This window comes from Lysobacter sp. CFH 32150 (assembly GCF_022758295.1).
In the GTDB taxonomy this organism is placed as follows: Bacteria; Pseudomonadota; Gammaproteobacteria; order Xanthomonadales; family Xanthomonadaceae; genus CFH-32150.
Window position 1 is genome coordinate 63,490 of record NZ_JALDWJ010000011.1, and the last position, 20,307, is coordinate 83,796.

Below are 20,307 nucleotides of genomic sequence, written 5' to 3' on the forward strand. Positions count from 1 at the left end.
TGGCCGATGGCGGCCTATACTCGCCGCGGATCCACCCCGGGGAATTCACCATGCTGCACCGTTACGCCATGCTCGCCTGGCTATCGATCGCCATGACTTCCGGTTGCGCCACCGCGCAGACGCCATTACCCGTGATCGACCTGGACACGATCGATCTGAGCAAGGTCGATGGCGCTGCGCCCGTGCAGGCGCAAGTCGGGCAGATGCTGAGCATCTCGCTCACGGGCAATGCGAGCACCGGTTACAGCTGGGAATGGGATGAAGCGGCAGCGGCCGGCGTGCTGGTACGGGAACGCGACGTCGCGAAGGCCGATCCCGTGAAATCAGATCCCGTGAAATCCGATGCGCCACCGCTGGTCGGCAGTCCCAGCACCCAGGTCTGGCTGTTCCGTGCAGCCGCACCGGGCAAGGCCGAACTGCGCCTCGACTATCGTCGGCCGTGGGAGCAGGGCGTCGTGCCGGTGCAGACGGTGCGGCTGCAGATCGTCGTGCATTAACGCGCGGCGTTGCGCAACGCGGGACGCAGCGACGTGATGTCGCCGTCGTTCGGCAACGGTTCGATCCGCAACAACCGCGCCAGCAACGGATAGACATCGACGTTGTCGAACGCATCGATGCGTACGCCATCGCCGAAGTCCGGTCCGTCGGCGACGAAGACCGCACGCATTTCCGGCGTTTCCGGGGCATAGCCATGCGCGCCGTGCGGGGCTTCGCGCTCTCTCTCGTCCGCGCGGGTGACCAGCTCCCAGCCCGGATCGGCCTGGCACACGATGGGTGGAACGCGTGGATGGCTGCCGTAATGCCACTGCACGGGCAGTTCGTGCTTGCGCCAGCAGGTTGAATGTGGATGACGGCCGAGCAGCGCACGTTCGAGCGCCGCACTGCGTTCGGGGCGCGGCGAGACGCCCACCACTTCGCCGATGGCGACGATTTCAGCGCCGTCGATGCGGAGTCCGGCCGCCTGTAGGTAGTCGTCCAGGTATTCGCGTCCACTGGTGTCGACCATGCCATGGTCGGACACCACGACCATGTCGATGCGGTCTCGCAGCCCGCGCGAGTCGAATCCTGCCAGCAGGCGGGCGAGCGCATCATCGACTTCGCGCATGGCAGCGGCGGCTTCCTGCGAGTGCGTGCCATGTGCGTGTGACGCGCTGTCGACGTGGTTGAAATACAGCGTGATGAATCCGGGTCGTTCCGCAGCCGGGCGCTCCATCCACGCCAGCACCTGATCCACGCGCTGCTCCGCCGTGACGTCGTAGCTGAACTTGTGCCAGTCGCGTGGATGCTGCCCCGCGATGGGTGCTTCCGATCCCGGCCAGAACATCGTCGCCGCGCGTCCGCCACGTTTCTGCAGCGTGACCCAGATGGGTTCGCCGCCCCACCAGCGTGGGTCCTCCACCGCTCCACGTGCGCGCAGTGCAAATGTCCCGAGCACCGGATCGAGCATCGTGTTGTGGACGATGCCGTGATGGTCCGGTCGCAATCCGGTCACCAGTGTGTAGTGGTTCGGGAACGTGAGCGTCGGATACGACGGATTCATCCATTCCGCCTGCACGCCATCGCGGGCGAGGGCATCCAGCGTCGGCATGCGTCCGCTGCCGATGAGGTCGGCACGCAGGCCGTCGATCGAGATGAGTACGACCGTCGGCGTGCGGGCGGTCAGTGGCGGCGAGCTCGCGCAGGCAGCGAGCCCCAGGGCCAGCAGGAGCGTGGAGAGCAATCGGAACAGGCGCATGTCGCGATGATAAAGCCGCACCGTGGCGGGATGACTTCAGTCCGTTGTCACCGACCCAGCGCGGTGGGATAGTCGGGCCGGTTCAAAGCGGAGTCCGCACATGCACCGCACCGCCATCCTGCTTGCAGGCCTGATCGCTGCGAGCGCCGCCGTCAGCGCAACCGAGCAACCCGCACCGAAGTTGAGCGCCGCCGAATGCGAAGTCTGGGCGCGTGAAGCAAGCTTCGCGCAATCGGTCGCCGACCACGACGCAGCGAAGTTCGTAGAGCACCTGCATGCCGACGCCTCATTCATCGATGGCGGCGGTAACGTCGCTCGCGGACGCGACGGGGTGGCGAAGGAATGGGCGCCGCTCATCGCAGGGAAGGGCATCGCACTGCACTGGTATCCCGACGCGGTCACCATCGCCGGTGATACTGGCATCGCGCTGTCGCGCGGCCCGTACTGGATCGAAAATCTCGCGCCGGATGCGAAACAGCGCTATGTGGCGGGTCGCTTCATCTCGACCTGGGTGCGCAACGATGCCGGCCAATGGCACGTGCTGTACGACGGCGGCGGTGGGGCGCCAACACCCGCGAGCGAAGCCGAGATCGAAACGCTGAAGGCGAGTCGCAAGACTTGCCCGGGCAGCTGATCAGCTTTTCAAACCATCCAGCACGCGCTGCAGCGAGCGCCGATAGAACACACGGAACTCGTCCGGTTCGTAACTGAAGCGGCCGGCGCGGTACAGCGTCACCAGGCCATGCGAATGCGCCCAGACCGTCATCGCGGCTTCCAGCACGTCGTCCTTGCGGAACAGGCCCTCGCCCATGCCTTCGCGCAACAGTTCGATCATCAGGTTGAACGTCGGCGACCCGGGCGCGCGGAACCCTTCCGGGAAACGGCGCATTCCCTTGCGGGTTTCGGCGAACACGTAATCGAACACGTGCGGATGTGCCAGCGCGTATTCCAGGTAGGCCTGCTGCGTGCCGAGCAACCGCGCTTCCACATCGCCGTCGCGGGTGTATTCGGACCAGTAGTCCAGCAGCTGCAGGAAGCCGCGGTCGGAGATGCTCTTCAGCAGGGCTTCGCGATTGGGGAAGTGGCGATAGATCGCCATCGCCGACAGTCCCACCGCGTCGGCGACGCGGCGCATGCTGACCGCGCCGGCGCCTTCGTTCTCGAGGATCGACAAGGCCGCGTCGGCAATGCGTTCGGATGTGTTGGACTGCGTCATGTGTACACCGTATACGAAAACACTTAAACTACGCGGCGGGCCACGCCGGATAGCGGATTGTAGGCAGCCTTTCATTCTCGCGCCCGACGGCCCAGTATGCGGGCCCTGAATTCCGGCCCTCGATTACCTCTCCAGCGGAGTTTTTCATGTCCACCCGCATCGATCGCAACCGCGTCATCCGCGCCCCGCGCGGCACCGAGATCTCCTGCAAATCGTGGCTCAGCGAAGCCGCGTACCGGATGATCCAGAACAACCTCGACCCGGACGTGGCAGAAAACCCGACCGAACTGGTCGTCTACGGCGGCATCGGCCGCGCCGCGCGCGATTGGGAATCCTTCGACGCCATCCTCAAGTCGCTGCGCGAACTCGACGACAACGAGACGCTGCTGATCCAGTCCGGCAAGCCCGTCGGCATCTTCCCCACGCACGCGGATGCACCGCGCGTGCTGCTCGCCAATTCCAACCTGGTCCCGCACTGGGCCACGTGGGAACACTTCAATGAGCTCGATAAGAAGGGCCTGATGATGTACGGCCAGATGACGGCCGGTTCGTGGATCTACATCGGCTCGCAGGGCATCGTGCAGGGCACGTACGAAACCTTCGTCGAGATGGGCCGCCAACACTACAACGGCGACCTCAAGGGCAAATGGATCCTCACCGCCGGTCTCGGCGGCATGGGCGGCGCGCAGCCTCTCGCCGCGACGCTCGCCGGTGCGTGCTCGCTCAACATCGAATGCCAGCAGAAGAGCATCGACATGCGCCTGCGCACGCGTTACGTCGACGAGCAGGCCACCGATCTCGACGACGCGCTTGCGCGCATCGAGAAGTACACCGAAGCAGGACAGGCCAAGTCGATCGCGTTGCTCGGCAACGCCGCCGAACTCCTGCCCGAACTCGTGCGACGCGGCGTGCGCCCCGATGCCGTCACCGACCAGACCTCCGCGCACGATCCCGTGCACGGCTACCTGCCGATCGGTTGGACCGTCGAGCAGTGGCTGACCCTGCAGAAGCAGGACCCCGAACGCGTGCGTGACGCGGCGAAGAAATCGATGCGTGTGCACGTCGAAGCGATGCTCGCATTCGAGGACATGGGCATCCCCGTGTTCGACTACGGCAACAACATCCGCCAGATGGCGTTCGACGAAGGCTGCAAGAACGCGTTCGACTTCCCCGGCTTCGTTCCCGCCTACGTGCGCCCGCTGTTCTGCCGCGGCATCGGCCCGTTCCGCTGGGTCGCGCTCAGCGGCGATCCCGAGGACATCTACAAGACCGACGCCAAGGTCAAGGAACTGATCCCCGACGACGCGCACCTGCACCGCTGGCTCGACATGGCGCGCGAACGCATCAGCTTCCAGGGCCTCCCCGCCCGCATCTGCTGGGTCGGCCTCGGCCTGCGCCACAAGCTCGGCCTCGCGTTCAACGAGATGGTGCGCAATGGCGAGTTGAAGGCGCCGGTCGTGATCGGTCGCGATCATCTCGACAGCGGCTCGGTGGCATCACCGAATCGCGAGACCGAAGCGATGAAGGATGGCAGTGATGCCGTGTCTGACTGGCCGTTGCTCAACGCGATGTTGAATGTTGCTGGTGGCGCGACTTGGGTGTCGCTGCATCATGGTGGTGGGGTGGGGATGGGGTATTCGCAGCACTCGGGTGTGGTCATCGTCTGCGATGGCAGCGAGGCCGCTGACCGACGGATTGCACGTGTTCTATGGAATGACCCGGGTACCGGTGTCATGCGGCATGCGGATGCGGGGTATGAGATTGCGAAGGCGTGTGCGCGGGAGCAGGGACTGAAGCTGCCGATGATGTCAGCGTCCTGACGGATAACAATCGCTTGAGTAAGCACTCATGACCGATACACGAAGGTTCGTTAAGGTTTTTCTGGCATCTCCAGGAGATCTAGGGGAGGAACGAAAAGCTGCAAAGTCTGCAGTTGATGAATTCAATGCTCTACTCGCAGAAACCTATGGATGCCAAGTCGAGTTGGTCGGATGGGAGGACACGGTATCGGTCTTCGGAAGACCTCAAGAGACGATAAATCGCGAGCTCGAAAGATGCGAGCTATTCATTGGAATGATGTGGCGAAAATGGGGGAGTCCGCCCGATAGCTCGGGCAAATTCTCCTCTGGTTTTGAAGAGGAGTTCCGAACTTCGGTTGAGCGTCGAAAGTCATTGGGCCGCCCTGAAATAAGTATGTTCTTCAAGGAAGTTGGCGAAGAGTTTACAAAGGATCCTGGAGATCAACTAAAACGAGTGCTTGAGTTCAAGGCAGAACTCATCGATGGAAAGGCGCTTCTATTTGAGGGATTCTTGGATGCGAAAGATTTCGAGCGGAAATTCTTTCGCTGTATTACAAACTACGTAAGACGCCTTGCTGAAGACGAAGCAGAGAAGTCCGCGGAGGAGAGCCAAGCCCCACGGTCGACTGCAGGCGGAGTGGATGCCGCCGACGTAGACCAGGCTGAATTTGAAGGCCCTTTTTCGATTGAGGGCGCGAAGTTCATCCGTGAATTTGTTTCCAAAACAGAACGGCCAAATAAGGGCCAGATCACGGATGTTGATATAGCGAGATTCCGCCTTCTAGGGTCGTTGCTAAAAGAGCCAGCCAACGACGCTAATACACTCGGCGTTCATGATGCCAACCTGCTGTATCGTGCAGCGCACAGCCGCCAGTTTGGCCATGCCGAGTACCGAGGCCTCCTATCTGCAGGTTTTCGAAATGTGCGGCATGAAAATGCGCCTCTTTGGACATGGCTCACCAAGGTGCAGTCGTGGTCACCGAACGCGATCATTTGGGCAACTTTAGGAAGCGATGCGGAAGAGCGCGCTGGTGCACTTTCGATCATGCGCCTTGCTGAAGAACCAATCCATGAGGGGGCCGCATTTGACAGACAAACATGGATTGAAAGTTGGCTTTCAGAAGATACGACGTCTGCAGTAAAAGTTGCTGCGTTATCGTACTTGGCTGTATGCGGCAACTCAGCCGATGTCCCTAGGATCAGACAGGAGTTTGACAGGAGCGATAGCACGACAGTCAGTGTTGCTGCAGATGCCATCATTCGCATACACATTAAAGACGGTCGCAACAAAGCACTTGCTTCCCTATACGAATTGCGACCGGCTTCGGTAAATAAAGGTGTTCTTCGAAAGATCTTCTATGAGCATGGCTCTGAGATTTCAGCCGAGGCGCTGCTGGAAGGGGTAACTCAGCCGTGTGCGGAAGTCAGGAGGATAGCCGCCGAGCTGACTTACAAACGTGGAATTCTGACGCTTGAGTTGGCCGATGTTCTTATTTCAGATAGCGACGCAAGGGTTCGGCTGTTTGCCCTGAAGGCGCTCACGGATGCTGGAAGAACAATTTCTAATGATCAGGCTAGGCAGATTCTGTTAAAGCCTAATCAGAAGAACGCTTTTACTCTCAGCGGTGGTTTCAACTTCGCAGGTGATGCTGCTTATTCTGAATTTAAGCGCGAGCGCCTAATGTCGCTTCCGATGAGTGCACTCAGTGAAATTGTTTCCACAGAAAGCGTATTCGCCCGAGAAGGCATGATTGCCTTGTCTGAACGCAAGTTTCGGAGCATGGGCGCTGACTTACGGCGGTCAGTCGATGACCAATTTGAGAAGGCAGTCGTAGAGGGAATTTCAGATCTAGTGCGCAAGTACGGCGAGGGAAGCCAACTGGTTGCCGATGCGCGTCGCCTTGAAAATCACCTGCGCAAGGATTACACAAGATTGGCGCTTAGCGTGCTATGTCAAAAATCGGACCCTTCTGACCTGTCAAGAATTAGGGCTTCATTGGGAAGCCGCTTTGTTGAGTACTCGGCTTGTGATGTCGAGTACATGCGTAAGTTTGGTGAATGGGCGGATATTCCGTTGCTGATTGATTCTCTGGACCGCGTCAGTGGACTGGGCGGTCTCCTCATTGGGGGCGATGATGATCATTTTCGCGCTGTAGCCCGCGCTATGTATGAACTCGGACGAGAGAGACTGCCAGACTTGTTCTTAATTCCGGCGCCCGACCGTTTGAGGGCTTATGTGTTGCTGGAAGTGGCCGATAAGCTGATGCGCGATTTGCCTAATTCATTTTTCCTTTCACTATTGAAGGCGGAATCTGACTTTTTGCGTAAGGTTGTCGTATTGAAATGTGTTCGCGCCTTGCCAAAAGCGCGGCTTGAGGAAATTCTATCTACATATTTATCGGCTGAAGAATATCGCTACTACAATGTGATTCATTGGTTAGATATGGCAGTGTCTCTGCCAAAGTCTCGCTCTGCAGGTATAGCTGCGAAAGTATTGATGGAGAATTGGGGCTGAGCCGCGAGCCGCAGATCGCAGAAGCATGGGTCAGAGTGCAGCACGCGTAGGGCGCAATAACCGAAGAGTGGGGTCAGAGAACATTTCCGTTTCAAACGACATTATTCCCTGATGTCGTTCGTAGGCCATTCGTTACGCACAGCCCACAATGCAACCCCTAGAGATCAACTGGATGTGTCATGGACGTTGAAGCGCTAATCAGCGCAGCCTTGCGCGAAGCCGGCTACGGGCCTGACGCCATAGGCTCGGCGTTGCCCAGGATCATGCGCATTCTGCAAGCAGAGGACGTTCGCATCGCCGTGGGCCGCAGCTTGTCCCGCAAGGAACGCGAGTACGTGCGCCTGCAACTCGAACTCGGGCTCAACGTGTCGGAGATCGTTGCCGGCTTGCAGGCTTAAGCGGGAAATCACGAGAAACAGGGGCAGAGTGCAACGCTCCATTCCGCGGGCATCGCCGCTTCAAAGCATCGCAGCGCGTAGGCTTTGCAGACATTCCTAGCGGTAGCTGCCATGCCCGATTCAGCCCAAACGCCCACCCGCCTGCGCATTGATTTCGTCTCCGACGTGGTCTGCCCGTGGTGCGCCATCGGCCTGGCATCGCTGGAGCAGGCGCTGGAACGCACGCGCGGCGAGGTCGAGGCGGAGATCCACTTCCAGCCGTTCGAGCTGAACCCGCCGCTCGGCGCGGAGGGCGAGGACGTGGCCGAGCACCTGCTGAAAAAGTACGGCATGCCCGCCGAGCAACTGGCCGCCAACCAGGAGGCGATCCGCCAGCGCGGTGCGGCACTCGGTTTCACGTTCGACATGGCACGCCGCCGGCGCATCCACAACACCTTCGACGCACACCGGTTGCTGCACTGGGCGGAGCTGGAAGGCAAGCAGCGTGAGCTCAAGCACGCGCTGCTGCGCGCCTATTTCACCGAGGGACGCGACGTGTCCGACCACGCCACGCTGGTCGACATCGCCAACAGCGCGGGCCTGCCGGCGGACCGCGCGCGGGAGATCCTCACCTCGGACGCCTTCGCCGAAGACGTGCGCGCGGTCGAGCAGTTCTTCCTGCAGCAGGGCATCCACGCGGTGCCGGCGGTGATCATCGACCGCAAACACCTGATCTCCGGCGGGCAGCCGGTCGAGGTGTTCGAGCGCGCGTTGCGCGAGATCGCGGCGGCGAAACGGGACTGAGCGCAGGTATTTGCCCCTCGGCAGAGATCGGCTCAAGACACGCCCAGAGCGGGTCGGCCCCGTCCTGCAAGAACGACGCCGCGAATGGGGCGTAGCATCCAGTCCATTCGCATCGGAGCGTTCCCATGTCCAAGGCCAACGCAGTTCCGGATCTGCAGTCCGCGCTGGGGGAAGGCGAGGCATTCGCCCATTCGGACAACAGCGGCTTCCGCACGGACCTCAACATCGCCGGACATGCGCTGGTTGCCGACGAGCCGGTCGCTGTCGGCGGGACCGACCAGGGGCCGTCGCCATACGGGCTGATCTCGGCGGCGCTCGCCTCCTGCACGGCGATGACGCTTCACGGCTACGCCAAGATGAAGCAGTTGCAAGTGCGCGACATCCGCGTCCTGGTACAGCACCGCAAGGCCCACGAAGTCGATTGCGAGCATTGCGAGGACGACGCGGGCGCGAAGATCGACCACCTCGAACGCACGATCTGGATCGAGGGCGACATACCCGACGGGGCGCGCGAACGGTTGATGCAGATCGCCGACCGCTGCCCGGTGCACCGCACGTTGCACGGTAGCGTGCGGATCGTCACGCGCGCGGGGTGACGGCGTGAAAATCGGTGGGGCGCATCACTCGGGAATGTCGGCTTCCACCAGCTTCGCCAGCAGCACCAGCGATTCCTGCCAGCCGAGGTAGCAGGCTTCGACCGGGATCGCGTCCGGGATGCCTTCCTGGACGATATGCACGTCGGTGCCGACGGAAACCGCCTTCAGCTCGATGGTCGTGATCATCGTCCCCGGCAGGTTGGGATCTTCGAACTGGTCGTCGTGGCGGATGCGTTCGTTGGGCACGAGCTCGAGGTACTTGCCGCCGAAGCTGTGGCCGTTGCCGGTGCTGAAGTTGGTGAAGGTCGCGCGGTAGGTGCCGCCGACGCGGGCGTCGAGCTGGTGCACCTTGCAGGTGAAGCCATTCGGCGGCAGCCATTTGGCGTACGCATCGGCATCGAGGAAGGCGCGGTACACCCGCTCGGGCGGCGCACGCAGGACGCGGTGCAGGCGGACGGTGTTGGGCATGCGGATTCTCCTTGGGGTTGTGGAAGGGGGCTCCCCGAATGCGACGCCCCTACGGACTCTCACGGTAGCGACCCCGGGTTCGACTCTTCGTGATGAGGCCAGTTAAAACAATTACTTAGGGCTCTGTAGAAGGGCGCTTATGGAGATTTGATACCCGCTCACGCCATTATCCGCACTGTTAAGGACATGCTGATATCGACGGCCCTTCGTGCTGCAGCGCTCCAGGAGGTCTCATGAACGACTTCTTACAGGGGATGCAACGCTACAAGGAATTCAGTGAGGCGTTTCGCCTGGAATCGGATCGTGCTTGCGCCGTGTTGGCGATGTGCGTGATCGAAGAAACGCTGCGCGCAATGTTCCTGGCGCTTGCTGTGCCCGGCAAAGATATCGGCTCACTTTTCCCGCCAGGGAACACGCAAATTTCGGCGGAGAATGCCCTTGCGTTAGGCCTGCTGACCGAAGCCGAAGCACGCAGCTATCGGGCCTTGGCAAAGGTTCGCAACGAGTTTGCCCATAAAGCGCTCGAGAACCTGACGTTCGATTCCCTAGTCGTCACCAGCAAGCTGCAACACGTGCCATTGGCGATGTCTCTGCCGGAGGGCCTGCTCGCGAATCAAACACCACGCAACCATTATTTGATCGCGGCATCCTTGTTGGAGATGTCGATGTTGATGAAGATGGGCTCGATCGCCAGGTTGAGTCCGATCAAGGTAGGTGGTTAGCCAGCGGAGTCTGGTAAGGCCGCACCGGGGGCTTTCGCATTTGCTTTCCTGGCTACGCGAATTGCCGCGCCCAACGCGGAACGACTGCGCTAACAGCCCAGGCGATCGCACGACTTGCGCACGTTGTCTGCGACTTGCTCCCACGCAAGCCCTTCGTCCCCGTGCATCCGCGCCCAGGTTGCCGCCAGAGCCGGCTCGACATCGTCCCAATGACTGTCCACACATATCTCGCGGACGATCGCCGCGAAGGCCAGGACCAGATCGCGCTCCCTGGCGGGCAGGCCTGTTAGATGGGTCCCCATGCGCCAACCATACTACAGTCGGCGACAGGCAATAAATCCCCGACCGCCTCCCCCAAGCGGGTGAATCCGGTGGTCTTGGTGCGGCGACGCCCAGCCGCTGGAATGTGAGTTTCGCCCTGTCGAAGCTGCATCATGTTGCAGCCGCCGTAGCCCGGGTAAGGCCGCAGGCCGCACCCTGGGCCTTTCGCATCGAGTGCATTCGGCGCACGCCGGAAAAAAGACGTCAGGCCCCGTAGGGTGGGCTTTAGCCCACCTTAGCACTGGGCACTGGGCACTGGGCAATGCGCAGATGCTCAGCGGAATAACATGTATGTGCTTGAAGAGAGCGGTGGGCAGGATGCGAACCCCGCCAGCCTTAACACTCCGCTCTTGTGCTGGCGATGTGGACGCAGCACGTCAGCCAGCGTAGCCCGGGTAGGGTCATAGGCTGCACTCGGTTACGCGCTGAGCGATCAGCCCGTGCGCACTGACTCGCGACGTGGTTGTAGGATCTGCTTCGAGTGCATCGGCACCAGGGGGGCGGAATGTCCAACGCAATGTCTGTCGCGCTGCTCGTCATGCTTGTCGCTTTTTCTCCGACCATGGCGGCTGAACCCGAAACGCAGCCTGATGCTGCGCAGAAAAAGGAAATGCCCTTCCTCGGAGGCTTCCTACGCGAAACACGCATCGTGTATCCGTTGACAGTGGGTGAATGGAAAGCGGTCGGCGAGCACCGTTACGAGCAGCAGGAAGCAGGCGTGTCGGTGCGTTACGCGCATGGCGACGACAGCGACCGCTGGATCGACATGTATTTCTATCCGGTGGGCACGCTCTCGGACGAGCAGGTCGCCACGCTGGCCGGGCAGGAGCGGAACGCGCTGCACCGGGCGTGGGTGCAGGGCCCGGATGCGAAGGAAGACGACCTCTCCGAACTCCACACACTCTCCTTGCCCCCGCGGGTCGCCGGTGACAAGGCCGAACGTGTCGCGGCGTATTCGGTAGACCTGACCTATACGCATGAGGGCAGCCGCCGTAATTCGGCGATGGTCGTGCTGTTCGACCGGCTGTACATGGTCAAGGCCCGCTTCAGCGTCAAGGATGCGGCGCTCTCGCGGCGCAAGGCGCGCAAGATGCTGGAAGCGTTCACGTCGGAGCTGGCATCGAAACTGATGTTCACCAGCAGCGGTGGTTGCTGGATGCCGTTGCCGATCGAGCCACTGGTCGCGGACAAGCCGGTGCCGGAAGGCTCGCTGCTATCGATGCAGACCAACGGTCAACCAACCGAGTACGTGTACCCGGACCGCGTGCTCGCACGCGATCCGGAAAGCACCAGCGCGAAGACGGCGATGATGCTGGGCATGGCCATGCAGCACCGGATGTTTCCCGGATGCGACGGCAGCGACACACTCAATCCCGAAGTCCCCAAGGGCATGCGCGAGATCCGGATCGAATACCGTGCGTCCGATGAAAGTCCGACGCCTGCAAAGCCAGCTCATGCCGCGCGTAGCGGTGTTGGTTGACAGGCCTCAGCGCCGCCAGTCCATCGAAATCGAGATTCCTATGATCCGTCCCTTGTTGTCTTTGATCCTCGCCATGGGCTGCCTGGTGGCCTGGGCCGACGAACCGTTACCAGCCGAACTGCCACCGGAACAAGAGGCTGCCGCGCTTAGGGCGGCAGAAGCTGCCGGAGCGGCCATCTACCGTCACGATCGTGCCGCTGCCATTGCCACCGACGCAGCGCTTGAAATTCGCGCGTTCAAGAAAGACAAACGTGTGCGGGGCTGGATCACCGAGGAGCGAGGGGGCGAGATCCTCGTCACGTTCATCGATCAGTCCCCAGCAGCGCTGTACCGGGTAACGGTGTCAGCCGCTGGAGTGCTTGCAGGAAACGTCACGGTGCTCGAATCGCCGCTCCCGCTGACTCCGTTCGAGTCAGGCGCCGCCGCGGCCCGCGTGGCAGCGCTCACTTCCGGATTCGAGCCGTGCTCGGAGAAATACAACACAGTGGTGTTGCCGGCGAATGAGGGCGCGGCAACAAAATGGATCGTGTATCTGCTGCCGGCGACAACCAGGAACGATGTCATTCCGATCGGCGGCACGTACCGCGTGGAATCTGACGGGGGCGCTGTCGTTTCACGTCGCGGCTTCACCCGTACGTGCATTGCCCTGCCGAACGACCCGCGGACAGTGGCGCTGATGATCACCCACCTGCTCGATTCGACGCCAACCGAAGCACACATGTTCTGGAGCCTCTGGGGCGGGAAGCCCATGTATGTCTCCACACCGCCACGCGGAACGCTTTGGGCAATCGAGGGCGGGAAAATCAAGCTTCATAAACGCGGCGTGGCGAAGGACTAACGCCCGGATCAAGGGGGGGCCGCGAACCGGCTGCCCTTGAACGAATCGTCAGGCCGCAAAACCGCAAGCGCAGCCACGGGCCTATTTTCGACGGGTCACACGGAGGATATAGCCGTTGGCTTTCCCGAACTCACCAGGGTCAACCGTGTATTCCACTTCAACGATGGTGTCGGAATTAAAGCAATCGCGTAGCACGTCAAGCATGCCCTGGTGAGCAAAGCGGCTGTCATCGTTCCGCAACGAGAAGCCGAAACCGCCCTCCACCTGCTTGATGCCGATGACGACTTCCACGTCGATGAAGTCCGAGTGAGGTCCGAACCCGCTGCCCAACCTGTGCACGCGCAGGTATGCGAGTTGTCCGATAGCGGTCCTGATTTGCTCAGCCATTATTTGAGGTCCTTTTCGATTGGATATTCAGCTATCCAGTCTCGACAACGACGCTTACCTTCGTAGGCGGACACCTGGTAACGAAAGTCTCCATCTGACCACTGCTCACCGTCGTGTTGAATGTTGTTATCAGCGCGACTCACATTGCGGCATCTTCTCCAGCGCACATCACACTCTCCAGCAGCAACGACAAAATCGGCCCGACATGCGCGGGCCGTTTTTGTTTCTGTTCCCCGTAGCTTGGATTGAGCCGCGGAATCGCGTTACGACATCGAACTCAGTCGCGGCCATTTTTGGATATCCACGCGTTGATCGTCTCCAACCACGGGACGACACCAGGAGGGTGAAGCAATGGCACTGCGTATTACATTCGACATGTTCAGCGGCAGACCGAATCCATCGGTGATCATCGAAGGGCACGAAGCCAAGGAAGTGCTGGCGCGCCTGAAGCCAGGCAAGCGCCTCGAAGGCAAGGAGGCCGCGCCGCCACCCGAATCGATCCTCGGCTATCGCGGATTGCGGATCGAACAACTCGGGCGTCCCGTCAAAGGTTTGCCTTCGACATTCCGCGTCGTCGGCGGCCGGCTCCATGGTGCCAAACTCGCGCATCGGCCAGCCGATGCCTTCGTCGAGGATTTCGTGTGCGGAAGCACCGGGCCGATCCGACTCGCCCAACTGGGCCGCGAACCCATTGACCTGTTGCAGAAGGACATCGAACGCCTGCGGGAGTGGCCATGGACGAAATGGCCGCCTGTGCGTTGGCCCATTCGACCGAAGTGCACCTGCGCTCCGCTGTACGAGCCCGACTGGTGGAACGATGCCGCTGCAGGTGGCGCGCGGCAGTACAGCAACAACTGCTACAACTACGGTACGAACTACCGCACCGACACGTTCGCCCAACCCGGCTATGGCTCAGGGCAGATGTACGGTGCGATCACCTGCGCCGAGGTGTTGGCGGCAGCGATACGCGATGACCTGATCAACAGCCCCAAGGCCAACAACCATTGTCCAAAGGAAGGACACTTGGTGGCGCTGGTGGTGGGGCCCGGCTGGGATTTCCACTGGTACCGGAAAGGCCGCAACGGCTACTGGACGCACAAGCCGGGCGGAACCGCCGTCACCAACCTGGACAACAGCGGACAACTGATCAGCGATCCGCGCACGGCGGATCGTGGCAACTACACCGACTTCTGCAGTTTCATGGTCGTCATGCACGGACACACCAAGATCCGATGAAGCAAGCCGGGACATGGCACGCCGGCATCGGCATGTATTCGGGTCGTCCCGACCCGATCTGGGGTGTGTCTGCGCAAGCGGTACAGACGTTCGAGGCGATATGGGACAGCCTCGAACCATCAAGCGAACGAGCACGCGTGCTGCCCGCGCCGTTGGGTTATCGGGGATGCTTCGTCAAGGCCGACGATGTCCAGTGGGAGTGTTACCGCGGCGTGGGGAAACTGGTCCGGCCTGGAGTGCCGGACCAGTTTCGTCTCGATCCCGAGCGGCAGCTGGAATGGTGGATTGTCCGTTCGGCGCCGCAGGGCGTATTGCCGGACAATGTGGCCGTCGTGCTCGGGCTCGAGACGTAGGACGATCGGGAAGCTACGATGTTCGCGGATGCTTGCGGCGGGGATGCCCAAGCATCTGCATCAGGGGACGTGGCGCGAAAATCGCCACCACTAGCGTTTCATCACAGGGGAAAACCAATGTTGAAGAATGGAAGCACCAAATGGTGGGTATTGGCCGCGTTTTTTTTGATGTCCGTGCACGGTGTCGCTTCAGCACAGGCGACGCGCACATGGGTTTCCGGCGTCGGCGATGACGCCAATCCATGCAGCCGCACGGCGCCATGCAAGACGTTTGCCGGCGCGATTTCTAAGACGGCGGCAGGTGGCGAAATCAGCGTGCTGGACCCGGGTGGTTTTGGCGCGGTCACGATCACCAAGGCCATCACGATCGACGGCGCCGGAACGCTGGCTTCGACCCTGAACTCGAGTACCAATGGCTTCGTCATCAATGCCGGTGTTGCCGACAAGGTCGTGCTGCGCAATCTGACCATCAATGGCGCGGGAAGCGGCCTGAATGGCATCAAGTTCCTGGCGGGCGAAAGCCTGCTGGTTGACAACGTGCGGATCACGGGTAACAACGCAGCCAGTCCCAATGGCGTCGGGATTCTGTTCCTTCCTGCCGGCGCGAGCCGCCTGATCGTCACCAACAGCGTGATTGCCAACAACATCACGGGTGGAATCCTGGTGGCGCCCAGCGGAACCGGAACCGCGCAGGTCACGGTGACCGGCACTCAGCTTTCTGGCGGTGCCTTCGGCTTGCGTACGCAGGACCGCACCATGGCCGTTGTGAGCGATTGCGTGGTGACGGGCAACCCCAACCAAGGTGTGGTGGCGGTCAGCACGTCGCAATATGTGGACATCACCGTCACCGGCAGCACGCTCAACGACAATGGCTTCGGTGCGGCGAATGCCGGGGCGATCCAGTCAACCGGTCCCGCGGCCATCATCCGCATCGCCGGCAATAACATCACCAACAACCAATACGGTCTCTGGGCGACCGGCGGCGGACAGATCCTGTCCTTTGGCAGCAACGAAGTGACCGATAACGATACTGACGGAAATCCGACCGGGACGTTGACGACGCGGTAAGCCGATAAGAGTCGATTACGAGAACGGCCCGGCACGCCCGGGCCGTTTTCGTTTCCGGGGGCGCTTCCTGCGCGTGAGCGGCAGGCTAGGTAACATTCCGCAATGAGCTCGTCGGCACTCGACAATCCATTCTGGTCCTCGCTGCGCAGCCGTCATCGCGACATCGCGCTGGTCGCCGGCGATGTGGCGCGTTATCCCGCGGAGTTCGCACCGTTCCTCGGCATGGCGCGTGCCGACGTGGACGCGACCGACGCGCTCGCTTCGCTGGTCGCCCCCGGCGAAAGCGTCTACCTGCTCGGGATCGCACCGGCCGTCGTACCGGATGGATGGCAGCTCGAAGCATTTGCCGACCTGGCGCAGATGATCTGCACTGCGCCGATCGAGATCACCGATGGTCCGGAGATCATCGCGTTGACCGAGGCGCATCGCGCGGATGTGCTGGCGCTGACGGCGCTGGTGTATCCGCACTATTTCCGTCCGCGCACGATGGACATGGGCCGTTACTTCGGCATCTACCAGAACGGCCGACTGGCGGCGATGATCGGCGAGCGACTGGGGACGGACACACACCAGGAGATGAGTGCGATCTGCACACATCCCGACTTCAATGGTCGCGGTTACGCACGCCGCTTGACGGCGATGCTGACGAACGACACGTTCTCGCGCGGTCGCATTCCGTTCCTGCACGTGAGCCACGAGAACCTGCGGGCCAAGCAGTTGTACGAGCAGCTCGGCTACGTGCATCGCCGCGACATCGGGTTCTGGTCGCTGCGTCGGGGCTGATAGCGCCACTCATCGACTTTTGAGCTCGGCGTGCCGGGCAAGGAGCCTCGCGATCCGAACTCTCAACTCGGATTGTCGAACCCAAGACCCGGCGCTCTGAGCTCCAGACTCGGCATGCCGAGCTGAAAAGCCCAGGTCCCGAGCTCCGAGCTCGGCATGTCGAGAGGAAATCTCCGCTGATGATGCGCTGGGCTTGGCGCGCCAGGTAAAAACCCGGTGCTGCGAGCTCCGGACTCGGTACCTGCGTTGCCCGGGGTTACCCGAGACTTCAGCCCTGCCTGGCGCGCCGCCTCCGCGACGCAGAGAGCTGCCGGTAGAAGTCGCGCATCACGACCAGCGCGAGCAGCACCATCAGGATCATCAGGACGCGCTCGGGCGCGATCGGGATGCCGAGTTTGTTGAGCACCGGCCTCAGCAGCGTGACGCCGAAATTTTCGACCTGCTTGAAGCCCGGGACCACATAACTTTTCGCCAGCTCTCCCGATGCAGCCACGGGTTGCAACGCGGCCTCTGGCGCCACCAGCGCCCACACGCCGGAGGCAAGGATCAGCAGGGCAAAGAGGCTGAGGAACACCGTCGTCCTGCTCTTGCGAGGCGGCGTCGTCGGCGTGGCGACCTGGGCGGACTCGGTCGCCTGCCGCGTCCGCAGCGAAGCCATCGCAAGCTTCGTTTCCCCGGCGTCGCCGGCATCACCCTTGAGTTGCCCCAGTGCTGCGATCAGGTCCTGGTTCTCCTTCTGCCGCGCGAGCCGCTCCGCTTCCATCAGCTTGGCGATCTCCGCGGAGGCGTCGCGGCTACCCTGGCGACGGTCGTGCAGGCGCATCTGCGGGTCGTTCGGTAGCGAGCTTTCGAACATCCACAGCGCCACCAGCGCGATCGGGAACCCAAGCAGGATCACCACCACCAGCAGCCGGATCGCCCAGCTGGGAATGTCGAAGTACGGGAACACCGTGGTGGCGACCTGCACGATCACCCAGCCGGCCACGATGTACATCACCCCGCCACGATAGATCTGGCGGCGCTTGAGCTCGGCAAAAAACGAAGAAGGCGTGGCCATGGGGGTTCCAGATCCGAGGACACAGGGTCAAACGCCAATCGGTCGGGGCAGGGGCCACGCGGGCACGCGGGGGCCAGCGGATCGGAGCCACCCGATCAGGGGATTGGGCGGACGGTGGGATCGCCGGCGCACAGCGCCCGCTTGCGGGCCGGCGTCAGTTGCTTGATCGCATATTCGGCGCGGCTCGCGGTGGCGCGGTCGGGATATTCGAAGCGGGCGAGCAGGCGCAGCGGCGGCCGCGAGCGGGTATAGCGGGCACCCTTGCCGGCGACGTGCTCGGCATAGCGGCGGTCGACGTCGGTGGCGATGCCGGTGTAGAGGCTGCCGTCGCGGCATTCGATCAGGTAGACGTACCAGCGGCGCATGCAACGAGTGTAGAGGGCAGCGACCTAGGTGTGTTCCAGCGGTGTAGCGCTGACACGGATCCGTCATGAAGCAGTCACATACTGATTTTCGGTGCACGGCACCGGACCTGCTGATGGAGAGTGACCATGCCCGCAAAGTTCGCCCTCGCTTTGGCCCTGCTGCTGTCCGCGTCACTCACCGCGATTGCGCAGCAGGCGTACGTCAACATCGAACAGCGCCTGACAACGGAGCAGCTGCGTGCCACCGGCCTGGATACGCTGTCGCCCGCACAACTGGAGCTGTTGAACCGGTTGCTGCGCGATGACCTGGTGGAAGTGGCGAAGGCCGACGCATCGCACCGGGAAGACAAGCGCAGTCCGGCGTCGTACATCGGCCTCGAGGATGGGCCGATCAAGAGCCGTCTGAAAGGTTCGGTGAACGGGTGGGAGCCCGGCACCGTGTTCGAGTTGGAGAACGGCCAGCAGTGGAAGGTGCTCAAGGGCAGCATGAAACTGCGCAAGCCCATGGATGCGCCCGAGATCGTGGTCGTGCCGGGCGTTGCAGGGCGCTGGTTCCTGCAGGTCGATGAGGATCTGCCGAAGGCGCGGGTGTATCGAATCGATTGAGGGCGGGTTTCGGGGTGGTCACCGAGGGGCGCTAGCGCCGTGGCTTTCCCTTTGCCTCGGGTTCGGCATCGTCCAGGTGATCCCGCCCTTCATTCCCAGTCGTGTTGTCTTCCCTGAATTGATCCACCGATTCGGAGACGTTGTCGACGAGGTCGGAATACGCGGTTGCTTCCGTATCGCGCTTGGACTGCGGGACCACGATCCGCGGTGCCTGCAAGACTTTCGGCGTGGGCTTTACCGTCGGACCGGCTGCAGGAATTTTCGGCTTGGCCGACACGGGTTTGGCTATCTGCGCATCGGCAGCCCCGGACAGGAGCAGCATCGAGATGGCAATGGCGGCCAGCATCATCCGCATGGGGCAACCTCCTGAGTATCGCAAGCCACCATATCGCAGCGGTCGGTGACCAGCATCGGATATTGGAATGCCGAAGACCAGCCCACGGGAGGCAGGATCGCCATGCGGGCTATTGCTTCTTCTTTCGGGCGTCTGCCCGTTCCCGGTTCTCCCGCACTCGCGTTTTCACGAGCTTGCTGATCAAGGCGTAAGGAATGGGCTTGTCGAGTGGGAACCTCAAATTGCCCTTTTCTCCGGCATAGGCCGATGTCTCGGCCCTGAGCTTCTCGTCCCTGACCGGTGGATAGAAGCCGATGTGATTCTTGAAGGCGGCGAAGTAAACCAGGGCGCCATCCAGGGCGAAGGCGGGCATCTGGTAGCTGATCTTCTCCTCCGCGGCAGGCGCCGCCTGCCTGATGGTGTCCCGGATCCTCTCCAGGATCGGCTGGACTTCCGGCCGGGCCGCTGCGATGTAGTCGTCGATGCTCGCAAGGGTGGTGCGATTCGCTTCCATGTTGCCTCCTTCCGATGGTTACGGGCCCGCGATTCCGCCGATGCGCTGGCGCCGTGCGATCTCCTCCGCGGGAGGATCTTCGAGTTGGAACGAACCGTACTCGGGCCTGCCCGCGCATTCGTAGGTGTGGATCAGCACGCCGGTGCTGGATGTCTTCGTGTCCGTCAGTTTCAGCGCGGCCGGGACGGTGCCTTCGGCGAACAGGCGTTTGCCCTTGCCCAACAGCACGGGGAAGGTCCACAGGCGGAATTCGTCGACGAGATTGTGCTGCAGCAACGTCTGGATCAGGTTGCCGCTGCCGGTGACCTGGAGTTCGCGGCCGGGTTCGCGTTTGAGCTTCGCTACCGCTTCGGCGACGTCGCCCTTGAGCAGGCTCGAGTTCTGCCAGTCCAACGATTGCAGCGTGCGTGAGGCGACGTACTTGTGCACGCGGTTGAGCTTCGCCGCGATCGGATCCTCGTCGCCGATGTGCGGCCAGTGCGCGGCGAAGATCTCGTAGGTCCTGCGGCCCAGCAATAGACCATCCGCTGCTTCGGTCCAGCCGGTGATGAGCTCGCCCATCATGTCGTCGAAATACGGGACCAGCCAGCCGCCGTGCTCGAAGTCGCCGCTGCGGTCTTCCTCGGGCCCGCCCGGGCCCTGGATGACGCCATCCAGCGTGACGAACGTGCCGACAACTACTTTCATGGCTGACTCCTTTTCGATTCGTTCTGCTACTACGACGAACGAAGCG

The 20,307-nt window shown here is 61.8% G+C and carries 25 protein-coding genes; 15 read left to right on the forward strand and 10 right to left on the reverse strand.

All coding sequences use genetic code 11. The features are described from left to right. Nucleotides 1-50: 50 nt before the first annotated feature. Complete coding sequence (locus MO486_RS15265; protein WP_242909736.1) at nt 51-497, forward strand: protease inhibitor I42 family protein; 447 nt, start codon at nt 51-53, stop codon at nt 495-497. On the opposite strand, the gene MO486_RS15270 is transcribed toward MO486_RS15265, so the two are convergent. Next, nucleotides 494-1,735: an ectonucleotide pyrophosphatase/phosphodiesterase gene (locus tag MO486_RS15270; RefSeq protein ID WP_242909737.1), complete on the reverse strand. Its 1,242-nt coding sequence runs from the start codon at nt 1,733-1,735 to the stop codon at nt 494-496. The genes MO486_RS15265 and MO486_RS15270 overlap by 4 nt on opposite strands. Nucleotides 1,736-1,835: 100 nt before the next feature. Between MO486_RS15270 and MO486_RS15275 the strand changes: the two genes are divergently transcribed. After that, a complete protein-coding gene (locus MO486_RS15275; RefSeq protein ID WP_242909739.1) occupies nt 1,836-2,369 on the forward strand; it encodes a nuclear transport factor 2 family protein in 534 nt (177 codons plus the stop codon). Here MO486_RS15275 and MO486_RS15280 read toward each other — a convergent pair whose 3' ends face one another. Then, the gene (locus tag MO486_RS15280) at nt 2,370-2,951 is read right to left on the reverse strand and encodes a TetR/AcrR family transcriptional regulator (protein ID WP_242909742.1); all 582 of its coding nucleotides are present in this window, start codon (nt 2,949-2,951) and stop codon (nt 2,370-2,372) included. 146 nt (nt 2,952-3,097) lie between these two features. On the opposite strand from MO486_RS15280, the gene hutU reads away from it, so the two are divergent. The 5 genes from hutU to MO486_RS15305 all read left to right on the forward strand — a co-directional run bounded on the left by hutU (nt 3,098) and on the right by MO486_RS15305 (nt 9,042). Next, complete coding sequence (gene hutU, locus MO486_RS15285; protein WP_242909744.1) at nt 3,098-4,771, forward strand: urocanate hydratase; 1,674 nt, start codon at nt 3,098-3,100, stop codon at nt 4,769-4,771. A gap of 28 nt (nt 4,772-4,799) precedes the next feature. After that, nucleotides 4,800-7,265 (forward strand): DUF4062 domain-containing protein, encoded by a 2,466-nt coding sequence (locus MO486_RS15290; protein ID WP_242909752.1) that lies wholly within the window; start codon nt 4,800-4,802, stop codon nt 7,263-7,265. 179 nt (nt 7,266-7,444) lie between these two features. After that, nucleotides 7,445-7,663, forward strand: a complete 219-nt coding sequence (locus tag MO486_RS15295) for a polyprenyl synthetase (protein ID WP_242909754.1) — start codon at nt 7,445-7,447, stop codon at nt 7,661-7,663. A 111-nt stretch (nt 7,664-7,774) separates the two neighbouring features. Next, complete coding sequence (locus tag MO486_RS15300) at nt 7,775-8,446, forward strand: DsbA family oxidoreductase (protein ID WP_242909756.1); 672 nt, start codon at nt 7,775-7,777, stop codon at nt 8,444-8,446. Nucleotides 8,447-8,571: 125 nt separating this feature from the next. Beyond that, nucleotides 8,572-9,042: an OsmC family protein gene (locus MO486_RS15305; RefSeq protein WP_242909758.1), complete on the forward strand. Its 471-nt coding sequence runs from the start codon at nt 8,572-8,574 to the stop codon at nt 9,040-9,042. Nucleotides 9,043-9,066: 24 nt separating this feature from the next. On the opposite strand, the gene MO486_RS15310 is transcribed toward MO486_RS15305, so the two are convergent. Further along, nucleotides 9,067-9,510, reverse strand: coding sequence for an SRPBCC family protein (locus MO486_RS15310; RefSeq protein WP_242909760.1), 444 nt, complete (start codon nt 9,508-9,510; stop codon nt 9,067-9,069). A 233-nt stretch (nt 9,511-9,743) separates the two neighbouring features. On the opposite strand from MO486_RS15310, the gene MO486_RS15315 reads away from it, so the two are divergent. Next, on the forward strand, nt 9,744-10,232 hold the full coding sequence (locus tag MO486_RS15315) for a hypothetical protein (RefSeq protein WP_242909762.1): 489 nt from the start codon (nt 9,744-9,746) through the stop codon (nt 10,230-10,232). A gap of 89 nt (nt 10,233-10,321) precedes the next feature. Here the strand turns inward: MO486_RS15315 and MO486_RS15320 are convergent, their stop codons facing one another. Continuing rightward, complete coding sequence (locus tag MO486_RS15320) at nt 10,322-10,534, reverse strand: hypothetical protein (RefSeq protein ID WP_242909764.1); 213 nt, start codon at nt 10,532-10,534, stop codon at nt 10,322-10,324. Nucleotides 10,535-11,163: 629 nt separating this feature from the next. On the opposite strand from MO486_RS15320, the gene MO486_RS15325 reads away from it, so the two are divergent. Together MO486_RS15325 and MO486_RS15330 are read left to right on the forward strand one after the other, a co-directional pair. Continuing rightward, nucleotides 11,164-12,033, forward strand: coding sequence for a hypothetical protein (locus MO486_RS15325; protein WP_242909766.1), 870 nt, complete (start codon nt 11,164-11,166; stop codon nt 12,031-12,033). Then, nucleotides 11,978-12,871, forward strand: coding sequence for a hypothetical protein (locus MO486_RS15330; RefSeq protein ID WP_242909767.1), 894 nt, complete (start codon nt 11,978-11,980; stop codon nt 12,869-12,871). The genes MO486_RS15325 and MO486_RS15330 overlap by 56 nt, the downstream gene beginning before the upstream one ends. An 81-nt stretch (nt 12,872-12,952) precedes the next feature. Here MO486_RS15330 and MO486_RS15335 read toward each other — a convergent pair whose 3' ends face one another. After that, nucleotides 12,953-13,258 carry a hypothetical protein gene (locus MO486_RS15335; RefSeq protein ID WP_242909769.1) on the reverse strand — a complete coding sequence of 102 codons (306 nt, stop codon included), beginning with the start codon at nt 13,256-13,258 and terminating at the stop codon, nt 12,953-12,955. Between the two features lie 351 nt (nt 13,259-13,609). Between MO486_RS15335 and MO486_RS15340 the strand changes: the two genes are divergently transcribed. The 4 genes from MO486_RS15340 to MO486_RS15355 all read left to right on the forward strand — a co-directional run bounded on the left by MO486_RS15340 (nt 13,610) and on the right by MO486_RS15355 (nt 16,698). Further along, a complete protein-coding gene (locus MO486_RS15340) occupies nt 13,610-14,494 on the forward strand; it encodes a hypothetical protein (RefSeq protein WP_242909771.1) in 885 nt (294 codons plus the stop codon). Next, nucleotides 14,491-14,847 carry a hypothetical protein gene (locus MO486_RS15345; RefSeq protein WP_242909773.1) on the forward strand — a complete coding sequence of 119 codons (357 nt, stop codon included), beginning with the start codon at nt 14,491-14,493 and terminating at the stop codon, nt 14,845-14,847. Before MO486_RS15340 ends, MO486_RS15345 begins: the two co-directional genes overlap by 4 nt. 117 nt (nt 14,848-14,964) lie before the next feature. Further along, nucleotides 14,965-15,915 carry a right-handed parallel beta-helix repeat-containing protein gene (locus tag MO486_RS15350; RefSeq protein ID WP_242909775.1) on the forward strand — a complete coding sequence of 317 codons (951 nt, stop codon included), beginning with the start codon at nt 14,965-14,967 and terminating at the stop codon, nt 15,913-15,915. Between the two features lie 102 nt (nt 15,916-16,017). After that, the gene (locus tag MO486_RS15355) at nt 16,018-16,698 is read left to right on the forward strand and encodes a GNAT family N-acetyltransferase (RefSeq protein WP_242909782.1); all 681 of its coding nucleotides are present in this window, start codon (nt 16,018-16,020) and stop codon (nt 16,696-16,698) included. A gap of 268 nt (nt 16,699-16,966) precedes the next feature. Here the strand turns inward: MO486_RS15355 and MO486_RS15360 are convergent, their stop codons facing one another. Further along, entirely contained in the window at nt 16,967-17,755 is a 789-nt protein-coding gene (locus tag MO486_RS15360; protein ID WP_242909840.1) for a hypothetical protein, read from the reverse strand. Nucleotides 17,756-17,850: 95 nt separating this feature from the next. Beyond that, entirely contained in the window at nt 17,851-18,120 is a 270-nt protein-coding gene (locus tag MO486_RS15365) for a GIY-YIG nuclease family protein (RefSeq protein ID WP_242909843.1), read from the reverse strand. Nucleotides 18,121-18,246: 126 nt separating this feature from the next. Between MO486_RS15365 and MO486_RS15370 the strand changes: the two genes are divergently transcribed. Then, complete coding sequence (locus MO486_RS15370) at nt 18,247-18,726, forward strand: hypothetical protein (RefSeq protein ID WP_242909845.1); 480 nt, start codon at nt 18,247-18,249, stop codon at nt 18,724-18,726. A gap of 31 nt (nt 18,727-18,757) precedes the next feature. On the opposite strand, the gene MO486_RS15375 is transcribed toward MO486_RS15370, so the two are convergent. The 3 genes from MO486_RS15375 to MO486_RS15385 all read right to left on the reverse strand — a co-directional run bounded on the left by MO486_RS15375 (nt 18,758) and on the right by MO486_RS15385 (nt 20,261). Then, entirely contained in the window at nt 18,758-19,081 is a 324-nt protein-coding gene (locus MO486_RS15375) for a hypothetical protein (RefSeq protein ID WP_242909847.1), read from the reverse strand. Between the two features lie 109 nt (nt 19,082-19,190). Next, nucleotides 19,191-19,574, reverse strand: a complete 384-nt coding sequence (locus MO486_RS15380) for a DUF1801 domain-containing protein (protein ID WP_242909849.1) — start codon at nt 19,572-19,574, stop codon at nt 19,191-19,193. Between the two features lie 18 nt (nt 19,575-19,592). After that, complete coding sequence (locus MO486_RS15385; RefSeq protein ID WP_242909851.1) at nt 19,593-20,261, reverse strand: dihydrofolate reductase family protein; 669 nt, start codon at nt 20,259-20,261, stop codon at nt 19,593-19,595. Between the last annotated feature and the right edge of the window lie 46 nt (nt 20,262-20,307).

Bases quoted from the DNA above. Each gene is read 5' to 3' on its own strand.
- MO486_RS15265 (WP_242909736.1), top strand. From the start codon at position 51: ATGCTGCACCGTTACGCCATGCTCGCCTGGCTATCGATCGCCATGACT.
- MO486_RS15270 (WP_242909737.1), bottom strand. From the start codon at position 1,735: ATGCGCCTGTTCCGATTGCTCTCCACGCTCCTGCTGGCCCTGGGGCTC.
- MO486_RS15275 (WP_242909739.1), top strand. From the start codon at position 1,836: ATGCACCGCACCGCCATCCTGCTTGCAGGCCTGATCGCTGCGAGCGCC.
- MO486_RS15280 (WP_242909742.1), bottom strand. From the start codon at position 2,951: ATGACGCAGTCCAACACATCCGAACGCATTGCCGACGCGGCCTTGTCG.
- hutU (WP_242909744.1), top strand. From the start codon at position 3,098: ATGTCCACCCGCATCGATCGCAACCGCGTCATCCGCGCCCCGCGCGGC.
- MO486_RS15290 (WP_242909752.1), top strand. From the start codon at position 4,800: ATGACCGATACACGAAGGTTCGTTAAGGTTTTTCTGGCATCTCCAGGA.
- MO486_RS15295 (WP_242909754.1), top strand. From the start codon at position 7,445: ATGGACGTTGAAGCGCTAATCAGCGCAGCCTTGCGCGAAGCCGGCTAC.
- MO486_RS15300 (WP_242909756.1), top strand. From the start codon at position 7,775: ATGCCCGATTCAGCCCAAACGCCCACCCGCCTGCGCATTGATTTCGTC.
- MO486_RS15305 (WP_242909758.1), top strand. From the start codon at position 8,572: ATGTCCAAGGCCAACGCAGTTCCGGATCTGCAGTCCGCGCTGGGGGAA.
- MO486_RS15310 (WP_242909760.1), bottom strand. From the start codon at position 9,510: ATGCCCAACACCGTCCGCCTGCACCGCGTCCTGCGTGCGCCGCCCGAG.
- MO486_RS15315 (WP_242909762.1), top strand. From the start codon at position 9,744: ATGAACGACTTCTTACAGGGGATGCAACGCTACAAGGAATTCAGTGAG.
- MO486_RS15320 (WP_242909764.1), bottom strand. From the start codon at position 10,534: ATGGGGACCCATCTAACAGGCCTGCCCGCCAGGGAGCGCGATCTGGTC.
- MO486_RS15325 (WP_242909766.1), top strand. From the start codon at position 11,164: ATGCCCTTCCTCGGAGGCTTCCTACGCGAAACACGCATCGTGTATCCG.
- MO486_RS15330 (WP_242909767.1), top strand. From the start codon at position 11,978: ATGAAAGTCCGACGCCTGCAAAGCCAGCTCATGCCGCGCGTAGCGGTG.
- MO486_RS15335 (WP_242909769.1), bottom strand. From the start codon at position 13,258: ATGGCTGAGCAAATCAGGACCGCTATCGGACAACTCGCATACCTGCGC.
- MO486_RS15340 (WP_242909771.1), top strand. From the start codon at position 13,610: ATGGCACTGCGTATTACATTCGACATGTTCAGCGGCAGACCGAATCCA.
- MO486_RS15345 (WP_242909773.1), top strand. From the start codon at position 14,491: ATGAAGCAAGCCGGGACATGGCACGCCGGCATCGGCATGTATTCGGGT.
- MO486_RS15350 (WP_242909775.1), top strand. From the start codon at position 14,965: ATGTTGAAGAATGGAAGCACCAAATGGTGGGTATTGGCCGCGTTTTTT.
- MO486_RS15355 (WP_242909782.1), top strand. From the start codon at position 16,018: ATGAGCTCGTCGGCACTCGACAATCCATTCTGGTCCTCGCTGCGCAGC.
- MO486_RS15360 (WP_242909840.1), bottom strand. From the start codon at position 17,755: ATGGCCACGCCTTCTTCGTTTTTTGCCGAGCTCAAGCGCCGCCAGATC.
- MO486_RS15365 (WP_242909843.1), bottom strand. From the start codon at position 18,120: ATGCGCCGCTGGTACGTCTACCTGATCGAATGCCGCGACGGCAGCCTC.
- MO486_RS15370 (WP_242909845.1), top strand. From the start codon at position 18,247: ATGCCCGCAAAGTTCGCCCTCGCTTTGGCCCTGCTGCTGTCCGCGTCA.
- MO486_RS15375 (WP_242909847.1), bottom strand. From the start codon at position 19,081: ATGCGGATGATGCTGGCCGCCATTGCCATCTCGATGCTGCTCCTGTCC.
- MO486_RS15380 (WP_242909849.1), bottom strand. From the start codon at position 19,574: ATGGAAGCGAATCGCACCACCCTTGCGAGCATCGACGACTACATCGCA.
- MO486_RS15385 (WP_242909851.1), bottom strand. From the start codon at position 20,261: ATGAAAGTAGTTGTCGGCACGTTCGTCACGCTGGATGGCGTCATCCAG.